General features: G+C 71.3%; 14 protein-coding genes. 9 read left to right on the top strand and 5 right to left on the bottom strand.

What is annotated here, in order from left to right:
• Nucleotides 1-275: 275 nt before the first annotated feature.
• Nucleotides 276-2042, top strand: coding sequence for an ABC transporter permease (locus CP978_RS30520; RefSeq protein WP_052454390.1), 1767 nt, complete (start codon nt 276-278; stop codon nt 2040-2042).
• Between the two features lie 41 nt (nt 2043-2083).
• A complete protein-coding gene (locus tag CP978_RS30525) occupies nt 2084-3508 on the top strand; it encodes an ABC transporter ATP-binding protein (protein ID WP_043449885.1) in 1425 nt (474 codons plus the stop codon).
• Nucleotides 3509-3582: 74 nt separating this feature from the next.
• Here CP978_RS30525 and CP978_RS30530 read toward each other — a convergent pair whose 3' ends face one another.
• A complete protein-coding gene (locus tag CP978_RS30530; RefSeq protein WP_043446224.1) occupies nt 3583-3999 on the bottom strand; it encodes an ArsR/SmtB family transcription factor in 417 nt (138 codons plus the stop codon).
• Nucleotides 4000-4199: 200 nt separating this feature from the next.
• Between CP978_RS30530 and CP978_RS30535 the strand changes: the two genes are divergently transcribed.
• From CP978_RS30535 to CP978_RS30555, 5 genes are all read left to right on the top strand, one after another.
• The gene (locus CP978_RS30535) at nt 4200-4931 is read left to right on the top strand and encodes a hypothetical protein (protein WP_052454391.1); all 732 of its coding nucleotides are present in this window, start codon (nt 4200-4202) and stop codon (nt 4929-4931) included.
• Nucleotides 4932-5527: 596 nt separating this feature from the next.
• The gene (locus CP978_RS30540; protein ID WP_227745518.1) at nt 5528-5983 is read left to right on the top strand and encodes a pyridoxamine 5'-phosphate oxidase family protein; all 456 of its coding nucleotides are present in this window, start codon (nt 5528-5530) and stop codon (nt 5981-5983) included.
• Nucleotides 5984-6036: 53 nt separating this feature from the next.
• Nucleotides 6037-9102: an amino acid adenylation domain-containing protein gene (locus CP978_RS30545; protein ID WP_043449894.1), complete on the top strand. Its 3066-nt coding sequence runs from the start codon at nt 6037-6039 to the stop codon at nt 9100-9102.
• 54 nt (nt 9103-9156) lie between these two features.
• The gene (locus CP978_RS30550) at nt 9157-10383 is read left to right on the top strand and encodes a cytochrome P450 (RefSeq protein ID WP_052454392.1); all 1227 of its coding nucleotides are present in this window, start codon (nt 9157-9159) and stop codon (nt 10381-10383) included.
• A 47-nt stretch (nt 10384-10430) separates the two neighbouring features.
• On the top strand, nt 10431-11654 hold the full coding sequence (locus tag CP978_RS30555) for a cytochrome P450 (protein WP_052454393.1): 1224 nt from the start codon (nt 10431-10433) through the stop codon (nt 11652-11654).
• Here the strand turns inward: CP978_RS30555 and CP978_RS30560 are convergent.
• Together CP978_RS30560 and CP978_RS30565 are read right to left on the bottom strand one after the other, a co-directional pair.
• Entirely contained in the window at nt 11644-12300 is a 657-nt protein-coding gene (locus tag CP978_RS30560; RefSeq protein ID WP_079162584.1) for a TetR/AcrR family transcriptional regulator, read from the bottom strand. The two genes, CP978_RS30555 and CP978_RS30560, sit on opposite strands and share 11 nt — an antisense overlap.
• Before the next feature lie 14 nt (nt 12301-12314).
• The gene (locus tag CP978_RS30565; RefSeq protein ID WP_063839144.1) at nt 12315-12959 is read right to left on the bottom strand and encodes a TetR/AcrR family transcriptional regulator; all 645 of its coding nucleotides are present in this window, start codon (nt 12957-12959) and stop codon (nt 12315-12317) included.
• Nucleotides 12960-13255: 296 nt separating this feature from the next.
• Here CP978_RS30565 and CP978_RS30570 point away from each other — a divergent pair, with 296 nt between their 5' ends.
• On the top strand, nt 13256-14872 hold the full coding sequence (locus tag CP978_RS30570; RefSeq protein WP_043446230.1) for an MDR family MFS transporter: 1617 nt from the start codon (nt 13256-13258) through the stop codon (nt 14870-14872).
• 281 nt (nt 14873-15153) lie between these two features.
• On the opposite strand, the gene CP978_RS30575 is transcribed toward CP978_RS30570, so the two are convergent.
• Nucleotides 15154-15747, bottom strand: coding sequence for a hypothetical protein (locus CP978_RS30575; RefSeq protein ID WP_043446233.1), 594 nt, complete (start codon nt 15745-15747; stop codon nt 15154-15156).
• A 341-nt stretch (nt 15748-16088) separates the two neighbouring features.
• Here CP978_RS30575 and CP978_RS30580 point away from each other — a divergent pair, with 341 nt between their 5' ends.
• The gene (locus CP978_RS30580) at nt 16089-16868 is read left to right on the top strand and encodes an SDR family NAD(P)-dependent oxidoreductase (RefSeq protein WP_043446235.1); all 780 of its coding nucleotides are present in this window, start codon (nt 16089-16091) and stop codon (nt 16866-16868) included.
• Nucleotides 16869-16894: 26 nt separating this feature from the next.
• On the opposite strand, the gene CP978_RS30585 is transcribed toward CP978_RS30580, so the two are convergent.
• Nucleotides 16895-17671: a zinc ribbon domain-containing protein gene (locus tag CP978_RS30585; protein WP_249044205.1), complete on the bottom strand. Its 777-nt coding sequence runs from the start codon at nt 17669-17671 to the stop codon at nt 16895-16897.
• Nucleotides 17672-18045: the final 374 nt, after the last annotated feature.

The raw sequence follows: 18045 nt of genomic DNA on the forward strand, positions 1-18045 counted from the left end.
AGCCACATCACGAAGGGGAGGCAGCCATGGGTGCAGACCCTCCCAGTCCACGCTGCCTTCCGGGCACGCGCTGACTCTTCCCGTCCGGGCCGATCGGCCCTCGTTCTTGCGCCGGATACGGCCCCGGTCCCGGTGAGGCGATGGTGACCGCCCGTGCGCATATCCCTTCCTTACCTGTTTTTCCCATGCTGCCTGAGTGACTTTGTTCCGCCGCCGGAGTGTCCGTCGCGGTCGGGCCGTGTCGTCCTGCCCAGGCTGGGGGTGGAGGTTTCGTGATGTCGTTCCGTACGGACACCAGGCCGGCCGAGGCGTTGGCGCGTACCCCGGTGGCGGCCGGGCCGCCCAGGCGTCTGTCGCAGCTCACCTGGGTGGACGCGGCGGTCGCCGCCGCGGTCCTGGTCCTGCTCTATGTCGTGCTCCGGGTGGGCCAGGGCACCACGGTCGCCTTCAACAGCCGGCAGAACGTGCACATCGACACGGACCCGTCGCAGCTGCCCTACGACGCGGCGCGTTCCCTGCTGCGGATGTTCGCCGCACTGGCGCTGTCGATCGCCTTCACCTTCGGCTACGCCTATGCCGCGGCCAAGAGCCGCCGGCTGGAGCGGATCCTGATCCCCGCCCTCGACATCCTGCAGTCGGTGCCGGTGCTGGGCTTTCTGACCGTGGCGGTGTCCGGGTTCATCGCCCTGTTCCCCGGCTCGATGCTGGGGCTGGAGTGCGCGTCGATCTTCGCTATCTTCACCTCCCAGGCGTGGAACATGACCTTCGGTTTCTACTCCTCTCTCACCTCGCTGCCGCGTGAACTCGACGAGCTGTCACGCTCGTTCCGCTTCACCCGGTGGATGCGGTTCTGGAAGGTGGAGCTGCCCGCCGGGATGATCGGCCTGGTCTGGAACGGCATGATGAGCTTCGGCGGCGGCTGGTTCTTCCTGGTCGCCTCGGAGGCGATCAGCGTCAACAACCAGCAGTACTCCCTGCCGGGCGTCGGCTCCTACGCCGGCGCCGCCATCGCCGACGGAGACCTGGGCAAGGTCGGCTGGGCGATCCTCGCCATGGCGGTGATGGTCATCGGGGTGAACTTCCTGTTCTGGCGCCCGCTGACCGCCTGGGCGGAGAAGTTCAAGAACGAACAGTCCGAGGCGAACGAGGTCCAGCGCTCCGTGGTCCTGGACTTCCTGCGCCGCTCGCACTGGCCGCGGCTGCTGGGGCGGGCACTGGGCCCGCTGGGACGGCAGCTGAACCGGGCCGGGCGGGTGTTCGGCACCGACGACCGGCCGCTGGCCGTCGACCCGGTGCGGCGGCGCGCCGGGGACGTGTGCTTCGCCGTGGGGGCGGGCGGGCTGATCCTGTGGGGTCTGACCGACCTCGGGCACTACCTCTACGACCGCACCGGCCTGGGTGTCTTCGGCGAACCGCTGCTGCTGGGCCTGGCCACCTTCGCCCGCGTGGTGCTGCTGGTGGCGGTGGCGACCGTGATCTGGGTGCCGATCGGTGTGAAGATCGGCTTCTCGCCCCGGCTGACCCGCATCGCCCAGCCCGTGGTCCAGGTGCTGGCGTCCTTCCCGGCGAACTTCCTCTTCCCGCTCGCGGTGTGGTTCTTCCTGAGGACCGGACTGTCCATCAACCTCGGCGGCACGCTGCTGATGGCACTGGGCGCCCAGTGGTACATCCTCTTCAACACCATCGCCGGCGCCATGGCCATCCCCACCGATCTGCGCGAGGCCATGGACGACCTCGGCGTCAGGGGACTCCAGCGATGGAGACGGCTGATCATCCCCGGGATCTTCCCCTCCTACGTCACCGGCGGCATCACCGCGTCCGGTGGAGCCTGGAACGCCTCGATCGTCTCCGAGGTGGTCGTCTTCGGCGGCACCACCCTCACCGCCACCGGCCTGGGCGCCTATATCGCCAGGGCCACCGAGAGCGGAGACCATCCCCAGCTGATCGCCGGCGTCGCGGTGATGAGCCTGTATGTCGTCGGGCTCAACCGTCTCGTCTGGCGGCGCCTGTACCGCCTGGCCGAAACCCGCTACTCCCTCTGACCTTCCCGTACCTCCCCGGACGCACCGCATTGGAGCCTCCCCTGATGCTGAACTCGCTGCGCACCCTGCGCGCCAACCGGACCGCCCGCGCCTCGCTGGACTACCTGGCCGCCGACAGACCCCGCCGTCCCGCCGACGGCCAGGTGCTGCTGGAGACCGTCGGCCTCACCAAGTCCTACGCCGGTGCCGACAGCGAACTGCCGGTCCTGTCCGGTATCGACCTCACCGTCCGCGCCGGTGAGGTGGTGGCCCTGCTGGGCAAGTCGGGCTCGGGGAAGTCCACCCTGCTGCGCTGCCTGGCCGGACTGATCCCCGCCAGCTCCGGCACCGTCACCTACAAGGGCACCCCGCTGGGGGGCGCCAACCCGGGCACGGCGATGGTGTTCCAGACCTTCGCCCTGCTGCCCTGGCTGACCGTGCAGCAGAACGTCGAACTCGGCCTGGAGGCCAAGGGCGTGCCCGCCCCCGAACGCGCGGACGCCGCCCGGCAGGCCATCGACCTGATCGGCCTGGACGGCTTCGAGTCCGCCTACCCCAAGGAGCTGTCCGGCGGCATGCGTCAGCGGGTCGGCTTCGCCCGCGCCCTCGTCGTCGAGCCCGATGTGCTGATGATGGACGAGCCGTTCTCCGCGCTCGACGTGCTCACCGCCGAGAACCTGCGCGGCGAGCTGATGGAACTGTGGGAGTCGGGCCAGTTCCCCACCCGTGCGATCGTGCTGGTCACCCACAACATCGAAGAGGCCGTGCTGATGGCCGACCGGATCGTCGTCCTGGGCGCCCGCCCCCACGGCACCGTCCGCGAGGTCTTCGAGGTCGGACTCGCCCGCCCCCGCGACCGCAACTCACCCGACTTCGAGGCGTTGATCGACCGCGTCTACCGCACCATGACCGGACGGCAGAAGGAGGGCCGTATCGTCGGCCGCCATGAGGCCGCGGAGCCGGAGCAGCGCACCCCGGCGGGCGCCCCGCTGCCGCCCGCGAGCGTGGACGGGCTCTCCGGACTGGCCGAGATGGTGCTCCATCGCGGCGGGCGCTGCGATCTGGCCGACCTCGCCGACGACCTCGGCCTGGAGATCGACGACCTCATGCCCCAGGTGGACGCCCTGGACCTGCTCGGCTTCACCACGCTCAGCGGCGACGACCTGCTCCTGACGCAGACCGGTACCGCGTTCGCGGGCGCGGACGTCCAGGAGTCCAAGAAGATCTTCGCCGAGGCCGCGCTGCGCGCCCCCCTGGTCAGGCTGATCACCAGCAGTTTGCGGCAGAACCCCGACGGCACCCTGCGCGCCGGCTTCTTCCGCGATGTGCTCTCCCACCACTTCACCGCCGAGCAGGTCACCCGCCAGCTGGAGACCGCCACTGACTGGGGCCGCTACGCCGAGCTGTACTCCTACGACGCCGAGCCGGAGGAGTACCACCTCGACGAGAACGACCCCGGTCCGACCGCCGCCGTGCTCCGGAGGTGAGCCGGGCGGGAGCGAGCGGGCGGACCGTTCGCTCGGGGCCCCCGCTCTGCTTCCGTCCCTGGGAACGGAAGGGCTCAGTGCTCGGTCGCCGGGCGGCGACGCGCCCGTACCGGGGTCGCCGGGGCGTGCCGCTCCTGCGCCACCGCGGCCGGAGACGTCAGCTCCCCGTCGCCGCCCGGTCCGGCCGCCGCCTCGTCCGCCGCCAGTACCGCACTCTCCAGCAGCGCCCGTACCTGCGGCCCGGCGGCGCGGTAGTAGATCCGGGTTCCCTCCCGCCGCGAGGCCACCAGCCCCACCGCGCGCAGCTTCGCCAAGTGCTGGGAGGTGGCCGCGACATGCGCGTCGATCAGCTCCGCCAGACGGCTGACCGGCAGTTCCCGCTCGCTCAGCGCCCACAGCAGCCGATAGCGCGACGGGTCGGCGACCGCCTTGAGCACCGCCACCGACCGCTCGGCTCTCTCTCCGCCCCAGGACGTAACTTGCGTTTCCATGCAAATATGCTAACCGGTGGCGTGGTCTCCATCGCGACATGGTCCGTCCGGAGGCGCGGTCCTCGGGCGTCGGGACATGCCTGTGCCGCTCCGAGCGCGGGGTGATTCCCTCGCTCAGCGTCTCACTGGTCGCAGGTTCGGGCGCGGGAGCACAGGCTGAGGGGAGTTCCTGACCCGCTTGCCGAAACCAGGGAGAGCCGGTGGCCAGCAGCGACGAACGCTCCGTCATGCGCGGGGCCGAGCAGGTGCGCCCGTCGAGGGTGCCGTCCGGGCAGAGCCCCGTGGTGAGATCCGTGTCGGTCTCGGCCGCCGTGGTCCTCGTCTCCGCCGCGATCGCGGCCGGCACCGTGGCCTGTACGAGCGCGGAGAGGCCCGGCCGGGCGCAGGCCGCCGCGTCATCGGCCGCGGCCTATGCCTCCAGGGCGGCGGCCTCGGCCGCCGCCCTGGCTTCCGAGTTGCCGAGCCCGGGTCAGACGAAGGTCTTCGCCGACGCGTCGGCACTCCAGTCCGCCGCGGCGTCGCTCGCCACCTCCCATCCCTCCTCCGTCGCCGTCGCCTCGTCCCTGAAGGCGCGTGCGTCGGAGTTCGACGCGTCCGTCTCGGCGGAGGTCGAGAAGGGCCGGGCATCGGCGCAGGACCGTCTGAAGTCCGTCTCCGGTGCGGGCAACGCCGTCGGCGAGGTGTCGGTCAAGGGGCTCCCCAACTCCACCTCGCCCGGAAAGCGCATGGCGCTGGTGACCGTCAAGAACCGGACCGGGCGGACCGCTTCCTACGCGGTGCAGATCGATTTCACCGACAGCTCCGGTAAATCGGTCGACACCCGGTTCGTCAGCGTCCCCGATGTGGCGCCGGGCAAGACGATCACCGCGCTGGCCGCCAGCACCTCCGCTCCCGACAGCGCTCCCAAGCTGGCCAAGGCCGAGCGTTACTGATGTCCGAGACCGCCGCTCGAGGGCCAGTGGCGGTCCATAAGTTCAAGCGATGGCCTTTACCTTCCTTAGAAGCGTTGCTTATGCAGCGGTGGAGTTGTCGGCCCGCGCCCTCCTGGCCGGCCGCGCCAGGTCCGCAGCACCCCCGATACGGGCTGAACCTGAACCTGAGATAAGAGACGGCGCCTCAGACACGGGACGGCACCCGGGGCCGGGCGGTGAGACCTCGGCCCGCCGGACCTCCGCCGTCGGGTCGCTCCTCGCCGGAGTGCGAGGTCAGAGCGGGGACGAGGGCGGTGAAGGCGGCGGGAGGGCAGCGAAACGGGGCTCCGAAGACCGCCGTCGGCACACCGTTGTTCGGGATGCGAGCCGTCGGGGTCTGATGAAGCCTGAGAGAGGGCGTGGCCCGAACCGGCTTCCCCTGTCGGCTCGGTCGCCGGAGTCCGCGGCCGTCCGCACCGCCCGAGGAGCACTGGAGCCCCCGGGCGTGTCTGTGACAGCCGCCCCTCCGGCCGGGTGGGCCGCATCCGATCGGTCCACCGTCCCGCGTCAGGACCCGACACCGTATGTGAATCTCTGTCCGATCGAGGTGGTTACCCGTGGATCTCAGGATGTCGGTCGAAGACCGGGAGGAGTTCCTCGCCGGCCTCCATGTGGGGGTCCTGGGACTGGACGATCCGCGCCACGGCGGTGGGCCGCTGCTGGTTCCGCTCTGGTACTCCTACCGGCCCGGCGGGCTGGTGGTGATCGAGACCGGGCGGAAGACGCTGAAGGCCCGTCTCATCCGCGAGGCCGGGCGGTTCAGCCTGTGCGTGCAGGACGAGACGGCCCCGTACCGCTATGTGAGCGTGGAGGGGCCGGTGGTGAGCGTCGAGGACCCGCTGCCCCCGGCCGAGCGTGAGGCGCTGGCCCACCGGTATCTGGACGCCGACGCCGCGTCCGCGTACCTGGCGGCCAACCACGGCCAACTGGCCGACGACATCCTCATCCGTATGCGGCCCCAGCGGTGGCGGACGGCCGACTTCTCCGCCTTCGCCGCGGAGTTCGACACCTAGCCTCCGGGCGACAGGTGGTTCACGTGCATGTGCAGCAAAGACGGGAATCCCCGATGGTCACTGACACGATGACGCTTCCGGCGGAGGCGCCCTGGAACGCGGGCACGGTGCTGTATCCGCGTGATCGCTGTCTGCATCAGCTGTTCGACGCCCAGGCGGAACTCCGCCCGAGGTCCACCGCTTCCGTGCAGCACGGCCGCAGCATCAGCTACGGCGAGCTCAAGGCCCGCTCCGACGCGCTGGCCGCCCGGCTCCTCGACTCAGGGGTGCGGCACGGCGACGCCGTCGGTGTGTGCGGAAGCCGCTCCCTGGAAGCGCTGATCGCCTTTCTTGGCATCCTCAAGACCGGCGCGGCGTACGTCCCGCTCGACGACGCCTCACCGCCCGGACGGCTGCAGGCGATGGCCGAGGACGCGGGGGTGCACACCGTGGTGACCCTGCCCGGCAGCATCTGCCGCATCCGGCGGGTGCGTACCCGTATCGACCTGGGCAGATCGGCGCCATCCGCCGGGCCGGCCGAGGCCCCGCGGGCCGAGGTGCTCCCCACCGACTGCGCCTATGTGATGTTCACCTCCGGCTCGACCGGCCGCCCCAAACCGGTGGCGATCCCGCACTGCGGAGTGGTCCGGCTGGCCGGCTCCGACCTGGTGTGGCAGCGGCCCCGGCCCGGCGAGCGGGTCCTGCACGCCTACGGCCTCTCCTCGGACGCCTCCACCATCGAGATCTGGTCCACGCTGCTCGCCGGTGCCTGTGTGGTGATCGCCGAGCAGGAAGAGCTGCTGTCACCGGCCGCCCTGGAGTCCCGGCTGCTGGCCGAACGGGTCAGCGTCGCCTATCTGACCACCGGAGTGTTCCACCACATCGGGCGCACCCGGCCGTCGGCACTGCGGTCCCTGCGGTTCGCCTCGGCCGGCGGCGAGGCGATGGACCCCGAACTGGCCAGGGCGATCCTGTCCGCCTGCCCGGACACCACCGTGGTCAACTTCTACGGCCCGACCGAGAACAGCGTGGTCTCCACCGCGCACCTGGTGCACGATCTGTCGTCCGAGGCGACGGCGGTACCGATCGGCCGCCCGCTGGAGAACTCCACCTGCTATGTGGTGCGCGCGGACGACACACTCGCCGAGATCGGTGAGGAGGGCGAACTCCTGGTCGGCGGGGACGGGCTCGCCCTCGGATACCTCGGCGACCCCGAGCTGACCGCCGAGCGCTTCGTCGACGACCTCTTCGAATCCGGCACCCGGCTCTACCGCACCGGCGACCGGGTGGTCCGGCGCCCGGACGGCGTACTGGAGTACCGGGCACGGGTCGACCGGCAGATCAAACTGCGCGGCCACCGCATCGAACCCGACGAGATCGAGGCCCGGCTGCGCGCCGACGACGCCATCGGTGAGGCCGTCGTCGAACTGGAGGGCGACAACCTGATCGGCTATGTGACACCCGCTCACCCGGGACAGACCCTGCCGGTGGACCGTATCCGCGGCGGACTCGCCGCCTGGCTGCCCGCCCCCGCGGTGCCCACCCGGCTGGTGGAGATCGGGCAGTTCCCGGTGACCTCGGGAGGCAAGGTCGACCGCCGCCGGCTGCGCGGCCTCGCGGCCGCCAAGGCGACCCTCGCCCCCGCGCCGGAGCAGCCCCCCGGGCTCGGCCCGCGGGAGACCCCGGCCCGGATCTGGCAGCTCGTCCTGGGAGTGCAACCGGCGCCCGGGGACAGCTTCTTCGACATCGGCGGCGACTCCCTGCTGGCGGCCGAGGTGGTCACCCGCACCCTGACCGCCTTCGGCCTCGACGCCCGGCACGGCCGCACCCTGGTCCACAGCCTGCTGCGCTCACCCACCCTGGAGGACTTCACGGCCGCCGTCATCGCCCTCGGCACCGTCCAGGACCAGCGGGCCGGGGCGGCCCCCGACACCGGCACCGTGGACTTCCGCGCCGAGGCGCGGCTCGGCTTCACCCTGCCGCCGCCACGCGGTCCCCGGCCGGACTGGCGGCACCCCCGTGAGGTGCTGCTGACCGGCGCCTCCGGCTTCGTCGGGGCCTTCCTGCTGGACCGGCTGCTGCACCGCACCGACGCCCGGGTGCACTGCCCGGTGCGCGGCCGCGACACCGGCCACGCCCGGCAGAAGGTGATGCGGAACCTGGCCCGCTTCGGCCTGGACACCACGGGGACCGCCGACCGCATCGACTGCTTCCCCGGGGACCTCAACGAGCCCGGCCTCGGCCTGGAACCGGGCCGCGCCGAGGAACTCGCCGAGGGCCTCGACCTGGTGCTGCACTCGGCGGCGCAGGTCAACTTCCTCTACCCGTACGAGGCGCTGCGCCGCGCCAACGTGGAGGGCACCCGACAGCTCGTCCGGCTGGTGGCCGGTCGTGCCGTGCCCGTGCACTTCTTCTCCACCATCGCGGTGCTGGCCGGCTTCGGCACCGCCGGCGTCCGGCAGGTGGACGAGGACCTGCCGCTCGACCACGCCGACCAGCTCACCATGGGCTACGCCGAGAGCAAATGGGTGGCCGAGGAGGTGCTGCGCGACGCCGCGGGCCAGGGGCTTCCGCTGGCGGTCTACCGGCCGTACGAGATCACCGGCGACCGGCGCACCGGCGCGTGCAACACCGACACCGCGATCTGCTCGCTGTTCAAGACGATCGCCGAGACCGGGCTGGCCCCCGACATCCCGCTGCCGCTGGACTTCGTCCCGGTGGACTTCCTGACCGAGGCGGTGGTGCACATCGCCACCGAGCACCCCGCCACCTGCCGGACCTATCACATGACCAGCCCCCACCCGGCGAGCCTGCGCGACATGCTCGACCGGATGGACGCGGGCGGCCATCACATCCAGCGCCTCCCCTACGAGGAATGGGTGGACGAACTCGTCCGCCATGTCGCGCAGAACCCCACCAGCCCCACCGCCCCGTTCGTCTCCCTGTGCGTGGACCGCTGCAAGCAGGCGGACATCTCCGTCAAGGAGATGTACTTCGAGGGCACCTTCCCGACCGTGGGGCGCGAGCACGTCGAGAGCGACCTGGCGGGCACCGGCCTGCACTGCCCGCCCGTGGACGCGGACCTGCTGGACCGTTATCTGGAGTACTTCTACACCACCGGCTACATCGAGCGCCCGTGACGGGCGCGACCCCGGACGCAACCTCGGAAGACGCAACTCGGAAGAGGAGCGAGCATGACTCCACAGCGCCCAGGCGCACGGGCATCCGGCCCCGAGACGGAGGTCCTGGACTTCCCGCTCCCGCAGCCGGGCACCATGGGGCCGCCCGAGAAATGCGCACAGCTGCGCCAGAGCTGCCCGATGGCCAGGGTCAGGATGCCGATGGACGCGACCGCCTGGTACGCCACCCGGTACGAGGACGTCCGGGAACTGTTCGCGGACCCCCGGCTGATCAGACCCAGCATCAGCGACTGGCCCTCCCGCCCCGGGCAGGGCGACGCCGAGGACGGGCCGCGCCTGGTCACCATCGCGGAACTGGACGGACCCCGGCACGCGGCCCTGCGGCGGGCCCTGGCCCAGCCGTTCAGCTCCCGGTCCGTACGGAGCCATCTGCCGCGCATCCGCCGGCTCGCCGAGCACCTGCTGGAGGCGTTCCAGGAACGCGGCAGCCCCGGCGATCTGGTGGCCGGCTTCACCGAGCCGTTCCCGCTGGTCGTCATGTGCGACCTGGTGGGCATCCCCTTCGAGGACCGGGACCGGTTCCTGCCGCTGCTGGACGCGGCCCTCGGCGGGATGGTGACCGCCGAGGAGGGACACCGGCTCACCTTTCTGCTGGGCGACTACATGGCCGGACTCATCGCCCGTAAACGGAAGCGGCCCGGCGAGGACGTCCTGACCCGGCTGATCCGCGCCGGCGACGACGGGGCACTGACCCCGGACGATGTGATGGCCTTCGGGCTGTCCATGCTCACCGTCGGCTTCGGCATCAGCAGTTTCTGCCTGGCCGACTCGGTGCACACCCTGCTGCACGGGCCGGACCAGTGGGCCCAACTGCGTGACCACCGGGAGCTGATGCCCGGCGCGGTGGAGGAGTGCCTGCGCTTCATGCCGGTGATGAACGGCACGGTGATCCTGCTGGCCACCGAGGACTTCGACGTGCACGGGCAGACCATCCGCACGGGCGACGCCGTCATCCCCGTGCCGGCCTCCGCCAACCGTGACGAGCGTGTCTTCGCCGACGCCGACCGGCTCGACCTGCGCCGGACCGCGAACGGTCACCTCGCCTTCGGCCGGGGGACCCACAACTGCCTGGGCGCCCATCTGGCCCGCGCCGAAGTGACCGTCGGACTGGAGGCACTGCTCGACCGCTTCCCCCGACTGCACCCGGCCGAAGGGCAGGAACCGCTCTGGGACGACGAATCCGTGACCAAGTCACCGCTGTCCCTGCCGGTCAGCTGGTGACCCGGCCCGATCCGGTTACCCCGTACCCGACCAGGGGAGCACCGACCGTGAGCAGCACACCGCCCCGATCCGCCGGCGACGCCGGCATCCCCGCCATCGACCTGCCCATCCCGCCGCCGGGCACCATGGGGCCGCCGGTGAACTACCCCCGGCTGCGCCGGGAGTGCCCGCTGGCCGAGGTCCGGCTGCCGATGGGCGTCACCGCCTGGTACGCCACCCGGTACGAGGACGTCCGGGGCCTGGTGGCCGACCCCCGGCTGATCAGGCCCACCATCGACGACTGGCCGCCCCGGCCCGACCGGGCCGCCGCCCCGGGCGAACCAGGGCTGACCACGATGATGGAACTGAACGGCCCCCGGCACGCGGCCCTGCGCCGGGCCCTGGCCGAGCCGTTCAGCGTCCGCTCCGTCCGGTCCCGGCTCCCCGCCGTCCGGGAGGCGGCCGACCGGCTGCTCGACGCGTTCATCGCGGGCGGCCGGCCGGGCGACCTGGTCAGAGGATTCCTGGAGCACTTTCCGCTGCTGGTGATGTGCGACCTGGTGGGCATCCCCTACGAGGACCGCCACTTCTTCCTGCCCAAGGCGGACGCCGCTCTCGGAGCGCTGCTCACCCTGGAGGAGGGCCGTGAGGCCGGCGCTCAGCTGCGCGAATACATCACCTCGCTGCTCGACCGCAAGCGGCGGGAGCCCGCCGCCGACGTCCTTTCCCGGCTGGTCGAGGCGCGTGAGCGGGGCGCCCTGGACGAGGAGAGCGTGGTGAACTTCGGGCTCTCCATGCTGGTCGCCGGCTATCGGACGAGCACCATGTTCCTGGCCGACGCCGTGCTGACCCTGCTGACCGAGCCCGGCCAGTACGCCCGGCTGCGGGACCACCGCGAGCTGATGCCCGGCGCGGTGGAGGAACTGCTGCGCTTTGTCCCGGTGATGAACGGAGTGGTGGTCCTCCAGGCCGCCGAGGACTTCGAGCTGCACGGCCGCAGCGTCCACGCGGGCGACGCCGTGCTTCCCGTACTCGCCGCGGCCAACCGCGACGAACGGGTGTTCGTCGCGGCGGAGCGGCTCGATCTCTGCCGCGCGGACAACCCCCATCTCACCTTCGGCCGAGGAGCACACAACTGCATCGGCGCCCATCTGGCACGGGCTCAGATGACCGTGTGCCTGGAGACGCTCTTCGACCGCCTCCCGGATCTCCATCTCCCCGAGGGGCGCCACCCCACCTGGGACGACGCCTCCCCGAGCAAGTCCCCCCTGACCCTCCCCGTCAGCTGGTGAGCGGCTCCTTCGGCGGCTTCCCGGTCGTCCCGGGCGGGTCGGTGTGCGGTCTCCCGGGGCGCGGCGGGGCCGAGGCGTGGTGTGCCTGGGCGATCAGTTCGCTGGCGACGGTGAGCACGGCACGGTGTTTGCTCTCGGGGTCCCCCTCGGCCTCCGTGAGGGTCAGCAGGCCGAGGTGCATCGTGATCAGGGCGGCGACGCAGCGGACCCGGTCGGGCAGGGAGGCCCCGGGCTCCTGGAGGACGTCCATCAGGGCGGTCACCCGGTCCTTGAACATTCCGCCGATACGCAGTTCGCGCACGGCGGCCTGGTTCTCCTGCATGAACCGGATGAGCGGTGCGGCGTCGGTGAGGGCACGGCTGTAGCGGAGCAGGAACTCCTGTTTGGTCTCCAGGGAGGGTGGCTGACGCCGCGCCCACTCGACCAGTTCGTCGATCGGCCGGTTCAGGTCCTCGAAGAGGCTGATGAGGATGTCCTCCTTGGCCCGGAAGTGGTAGTACAGCGCCGCCTTCGTCACATCGAGCGCCTCGGCGATCTCCCGCAGCGAGGTCCTCTCGTATCCCTGTTCGGAGAACAGCGCGAGGGCCGTTTCCTGGACGCGTCGGCGGGTGTCCCCGCGGCGCTGCCGTTTGGTGCCGTCGTTCATGACGATGCCCGCCCTCATCCTCTCCCGCTGTCCGCGTCGGCGTGGTCCGCCGCCGAGGGGAGGTCACCCCCCGGGGGTGCGGAGGGGGTGGCGGCCGGTGGATTCAGCAGCTGGGCGATGTCCCGGGCGGCGGCGGTGACCTGCTCGTCGGTCGCGTCCAGCCCCTGGGCCGCGAAGAAGGCGAGATTGACGCTGAACAGGGCCATACGGATGCGCAGCGCCTCCTCCACGGAGGCGTCGGGGCCGGTGAGGGCGTCGAACAGGGCATTCAGCCGCCCGAAGACGTTCTCCTTGCCGGGATGGAGGTCCTGCACCACATGCTGGTTGGTGACGGCGAACCGCACGGCCTGCAGGCCCTCCCGGGAGACCAGGTCGATCATCCGGTCGATGGCCTGGGTGCGCAGCTGCGGGCCGGGAGGCTGGTCGCGGGCCCAGTCGACCAGGTCGTCCAGGGCCGCCAGATGCTCGGCGAACAGCGAGCGGACGATGTCCTCCTTGCCGTTGAAGTGGTAGTACAGCGCCGCCTTGGTGATGCCCAGGCGCTCGGCGATCTCTCGCAGGGAGGTGGCCTCGTAGCCCTGTTGGGCGAACAGCTCCAGGGCCACCTTCCGGATCTCGGCCTTGGTGTCACTGCCTCGCCGGTGTCCTGCGCCCGCCATCACCATCCGCCTTCCTTCTGTTGCCGTGCGCGACAAGCGTCGTCGTCGGGGGGTCTCGCTTGCCAGCTTACCGTCCGGCAAGTAAATTACTGAACGGCCGGTAGGTGGCGTTGTTTCCTCGGCCGCACCCGTCGCACGGAAGCCTCTCGGCCCCTCCTCGGGCTCCCACCCGGAGCAGGACCGCCTCCCGTGCACCGTCCGTCCACGCAGGCGCTGCGGGACGGGTGTGTCATGTGCGGGGCCCCGCCACCTGCCATACCTCACGTTTTCCGAGAAAGTCCCAGAAAGGCAGTGCCATGGCGTCGACCGCAGCCATTCCCGACCAGGAGTCACCGCCCCGGTTCACCCATCGCGAGATCATGGTGACGATGAGCGGTCTGGTCATCGCGCTGCTGCTGGCCATGCTCGACAACATGATCGTGGCACCCGCCCTGCCCACGATCGTGGGTGACCTGGGCGGACTCAACCATCTGGCCTGGGTCACCACCGGTTACATCCTGGCCTCCACCGCCGCCACCCCCATCTGGGGCAAGCTCGGTGACCTGCTCGGCCGCCGGATCACCTTTGTGGCCTCCATCGTGATCTTCCTGGTCGGCTCGGCGCTGTGCGGCATGTCGCAGAACATGGGCGAGCTGGTCGGCTTCCGCGCGATCCAGGGCCTGGGCGCCGGCGGTCTGATGGTGGGCGTCATGTCGGTGCTGGCCGAGATCGTGCCGCCGCGTGAACGCGGCAAGTACCAGGGCGTCATGATGTCCGTGATGCCGGTCGCCATGATCGGCGGGCCGCTGGCCGGTGGATTCATCACCGACCATCTCAGCTGGCGCTGGGCCTTCTACGTCAATCTGCCGCTGGGTGTCGTCGCGCTGCTGGTGTGCTGGTTCACCCTGGCCAAGCTGGGCCGCGGCAGCGGCGGACCGGTGCGCATCGACTGGACCGGGGCGGCCCTGCTCACCGTCTGGATCACCGCGCTGGTCCTGATCACCAGCTGGGGCGGCAACGAGTACGACTGGGCCTCGGCGGAGATCATCGGTCTGGCCGTGGTGACCGTGGTGGCCTTCGTCGCCTTCGTGTTCGTCGAACGCCGTGCCGTCGAGCCGATCATGCCGCTGTCGGTCTTCGCCAACCGTGACTTCTCCCTGGCCGGGGCGCTCAGCTTCATCGTCGGCTTCGCCCTCTTCGGCGGGGTGACCTTCCTGCCGCAGTTCCAGCAGTTCGTCCAGGGCTCCTCCGCCACCAACAGCGGTCTGCTGCTGATGCCGATGATGCTCTCCTCCATGGTGCTCTCGCTGGCCGGCGGTGCCGTGATCAGCCGTACCGGCAACTACCGCCTCTGGCCCATCGCCGGAAGCGTCCTGATGGCCGCCGGTCTCGCCCTGTTCGCCACCATGGACATCGGCACCTCACGCACCGTCACCTCGCTGTACATGGTCGTCCTCGGCGCCGGCATGGGCTGTCTGATGCAGACCACCATGCTGATCGCGCAGAACAACGCCCCGCTGAAGGACATGGGCGCCGCCACCGGCGCCGCGACCTTCCTGCGCAACATGGGCGGTTCCCTGGGCGTCTCCCTGCTGGGTTCCATCTACGCCACCACCCTCACCGACTCCGTCGCCTCGCACGGCGGCATGGCGGCCGGCTCCGGCGGGTCGGGCTCGGTGTCGCAGATGACCCCGGAGATCCTCAAGAGCCTGCCCGAGGCGGTCCGCCGGGTGTTCCAGCAGGCCGTCACCGACGGCGTCAGCGCCGTCTTCACCTGGGGCGCGGTGGTGGCCGTCGTGGGTCTGCTGATCGCCTTGATGATCCGTCAGGTTCCGCTCCGTGGCTTCGAGGCAGGGGCCCGCGACGACGCCTCCGCAAAGGCCGGAGCGGCGACGGACGACCAGGCCGCCGACAAGGCCGCGGCCGCCGGCTGACGGTCCGTCCGCTCCACCCGGTGTCCCCGGGGGCCGTGGGACGCGCCCCCGGGACGACTCGCCGGTCTCCGCGCCGCCGCGGACCGGCGAGGACCCCGAGGCCCTGACGCCGGCCGGGTCGTCACCCGCCCCCGGGACACCCCCTGGACCCGGCAGCCGCTGCTGCCGGGTTCAGCTGTCCCTGGAGGAGCGTCCGGCACCCGCCGCGCAGGGCCGGCCCGATACGGCATCGTCTCGAGCGGGCCGGCCGAACGGTATGCGCGGAAGGATGGCGGTCCGGGTCAGTGCGCGCCGTGCGCGCCCGATATGAGCTGCTCCCACGACGGGACCCGGTTCTTGACCGGGGCCCCCGCGCTGTGGCCCGCGTCCTTCACCTGATTGATGACGTTGTCGAAGGAGCTCGCGGCCGAGGTGTCGCCCGAACGGAGCTTGGACGGCAGGTGCTTGAGGTCGTTGATGCCCGAATTGAGCGGAGCCATGGCCCTGGAGAGCGTGGGATCGCCCTGCGCATTGTGCTGAGCCGCCCTGAGCCGGTTGTAGGCGAAGGCACCCGCGAGGCCCGCCTTGATGAGGGAGCTCGTCCGCCCGTGCGCGCCCTTCTTGAAGGCGCCCGCCTTCCACGGTTTTATGATCCACTCGTAGGTGGCCCCGGCCGCGAGCCCCGCGTTGATCACGAATCGGGTCTTGGCGAACCTTTGATGCTCGGCGGTGGTCACAGAGGACGCGGAAGCCGTGAGCGAACTGTCGGTCTGCTGGGCGACAGCGGCCTTTCCGGCGGCCTGTGCGACGTCGGCGCCAGGGCCCGCGGCGGTGCCGGCCAGTACGGTGCCGCAGATCGCGAGGGAGACGCCAAGGGTTCGTATGCGTGCGGACATTGGGATCCTCCCAGGTCCGAGAAGACGGAACGTTCTCCCGGGGCCGGGAGAACACGGCTCTACCGACAGCCTCACCCGTCCCGCCCGGCTGCGCCACCCGGGTGATCCGGGTCGGAAGGCACCCGCCCGTCCTCACGGAGTTGTCCCTCTCGCCCTGGTTTCGACCCGGGGAAACAGGCAACCCGGAAGGATTGTCCCCGCCAGGCCGCAACGGCGCGAGCCGGTGCCCTCGGGGGCCGTGCCCTCGCGGCCGCCGCACGGCCGCTGCTTCCGGACCGGCCCGGAAGAGCCCAGGTCACCCCGGGAATCCATCGCCGTGGGCGCGGCCCTAGGGTACGGGAATGACTTCGCAGGCATACCTCTCCGAGCTGTTCTCGCTGGACGACCGGGTGGCCGTGGTGACCGGGGGAAGTTCCGGTATCGGCCGGGCCATCGCCGGGGCTCTCGCGCGGGCGGGGGCGAGCGTGGTGATCGTGGCGCGCCGGGAGGCGGAGCTGGCCGCGACCGTGGACGAGCTCACGGCGGACGGCTGCCGGGTGGCCCGGGTGAGCGCCGATCTGAGCACGCGCGACGGGGTGCGCGCGGCGGCCGAGGAGGCCGTCCGGGCCTTCGGTGAGCCCGACATCCTCGTCAATTCCGCCGGGATCAATCTGCGGCCCCCGATGGGCGAGTTGGACGAGGCGACCTGGGACGCCACGATGGCGGTGAACCTGGAGGCGCCCTATCTGCTGGGACAGCGGTTCGGGCCCGGCATGGCCGAACGCGGCTTCGGACGGATCATCCACATCACCTCCCAGCAGGCCCACCGGGCCTTCGTCCAGAGCGGCGCCTACGGCGTGTCCAAGGGGGCGTTGGAGTCGCTGGCCCGTTCCCAGGCCGAGGCCTGGTCCCCGTACGGCGTCACCTGCAACACGCTCGTGCCGGGGTTCGTCGCCACACCGCTCAACGCGCGTCTGTCGTCCGACCCCGAGAGGATGGCGGCGCTCGCCGCCCGCACGCTGACCGGACGCAACGGACTGGCCGAGGACTTCGAGGGGGCGGCGGTGTTTCTGGCGAGCCGCGCCTCCGTCTATGTCACCGGACAGGCGATCTTCGTCGACGGCGGCCTCTCCGTGCACTGAGCGGTGCGCCGAGCCGTCCTCCCGCGTCACTGACGTCCGAAGAACTCCACCTCGGCGATGGCGACCCGGCGGTCCTGCCGGGCGCCGTAGGCGGCCTGCACCGTCAGCCGTACCCGTGTCACATCGGAGCCCTGGACATCGAAGCTCTGCTGGCCGGGTGTGTCGTCGAGGTGCAGGTCCTTCGTGGTGCGCTCGCCCTGCGCGGAGACCAGGGTGACGGTGATCTCCGAGGGCCGCGCCTGACGGAGGAACTCGTCCGGTTTCGCCGAACTCCCCGAAGTGATCAGAAGCTTCCGCAACCGCACCGGGTGTTCGAACCCGGCTTCCAGATACTGCCCCGTTCCGGAGCCCGGGGCGGCCGGTGCCCAGTAGCGGTTGTTGAAGCCGTCGAAAGCCGCCTGCGCCCCGTGGGACCGTGCCTGACTGGAGGCGCGCGCCTGCGTGGGGTGCAGCGGTTTGGGATCACCGGCGCTGTCCTCGGCGAAGGTGAACAGCTCGGAAAGCTGTGCCCGGGCCAGCCATGCCACGAGGGCCAGCACGACCAGGAACACCGGCAGCGCCAACCGCGGCCGGCGCCAGGCCCGCGCCCCGGGTCTGCTCCCGGCGGCCAGCGGGAGCCGCTCGCGGCCCGGCAGGATCCGGCGCCACCAGGGCGGCCGGGCCACCCGGCCGGCCGGCCGCTCGGGGTCGAGCAGGGCCCCGCAGCGGAGGCACAACCGCCGGTCGACCGGATTCTCCGCACGGCAGCTCGGGCAGGGGCGGGCGGGGATCCTCGGTGGGGCGACCGGCCGGGGCGGTATCACGGGCCGCGGCTCCGGCCGGGTGCCCCCGTCGTGCCCGGTCGTGGGGTCGGGCGGGCGCCGCGGCGGATCGTCGGGCCGCCGCGGGGCGACCTCGGGGGGCGTCGAAGGCGGCGGCGCCCCGTTCCTTGCGACGGGGGAGGAGGTCGTTGCCGCTGGGGTGGTGCCGGACGAGGGCACGGTCGTAGGCGGCTGTGGCGCGGCGGGCGGTGGTGGGGCGTCCGGAACAGGCGGTAAGGCGTCCGGAACAGGCGGTGGGGCGTCCGGAACAGCGGTGGAAGGCGGATCCCCGCCACGCTCCTCGTCCTCCCACGCCAGAAACGCCCCGCAGGACGCGCAGAAGCGGATACCGGGCGCATTGCGGTGGCCGCAGTCGG

Origin of the sequence: Streptomyces nodosus (assembly GCF_008704995.1) — a bacterium.
GTDB lineage: Bacteria > Actinomycetota > Actinomycetes > Streptomycetales > Streptomycetaceae > Streptomyces > Streptomyces nodosus.

Excerpts from the sequence above, each read along its gene's own strand:
- CP978_RS30570 (WP_043446230.1), top strand. The coding sequence starts at position 13,256 with ATGGCGTCGACCGCAGCCATTCCCGACCAGGAGTCACCGCCCCGGTTC.
- CP978_RS30545 (WP_043449894.1), top strand. The coding sequence starts at position 6,037 with ATGGTCACTGACACGATGACGCTTCCGGCGGAGGCGCCCTGGAACGCG.
- CP978_RS30550 (WP_052454392.1), top strand. The coding sequence starts at position 9,157 with ATGACTCCACAGCGCCCAGGCGCACGGGCATCCGGCCCCGAGACGGAG.
- CP978_RS30530 (WP_043446224.1), bottom strand. The coding sequence starts at position 3,999 with ATGGAAACGCAAGTTACGTCCTGGGGCGGAGAGAGAGCCGAGCGGTCG.
- CP978_RS30520 (WP_052454390.1), top strand. The coding sequence starts at position 276 with ATGTCGTTCCGTACGGACACCAGGCCGGCCGAGGCGTTGGCGCGTACC.
- CP978_RS30565 (WP_063839144.1), bottom strand. The coding sequence starts at position 12,959 with ATGGCGGGCGCAGGACACCGGCGAGGCAGTGACACCAAGGCCGAGATC.
- CP978_RS30580 (WP_043446235.1), top strand. The coding sequence starts at position 16,089 with ATGACTTCGCAGGCATACCTCTCCGAGCTGTTCTCGCTGGACGACCGG.
- CP978_RS30560 (WP_079162584.1), bottom strand. The coding sequence starts at position 12,300 with ATGAACGACGGCACCAAACGGCAGCGCCGCGGGGACACCCGCCGACGC.
- CP978_RS30575 (WP_043446233.1), bottom strand. The coding sequence starts at position 15,747 with ATGTCCGCACGCATACGAACCCTTGGCGTCTCCCTCGCGATCTGCGGC.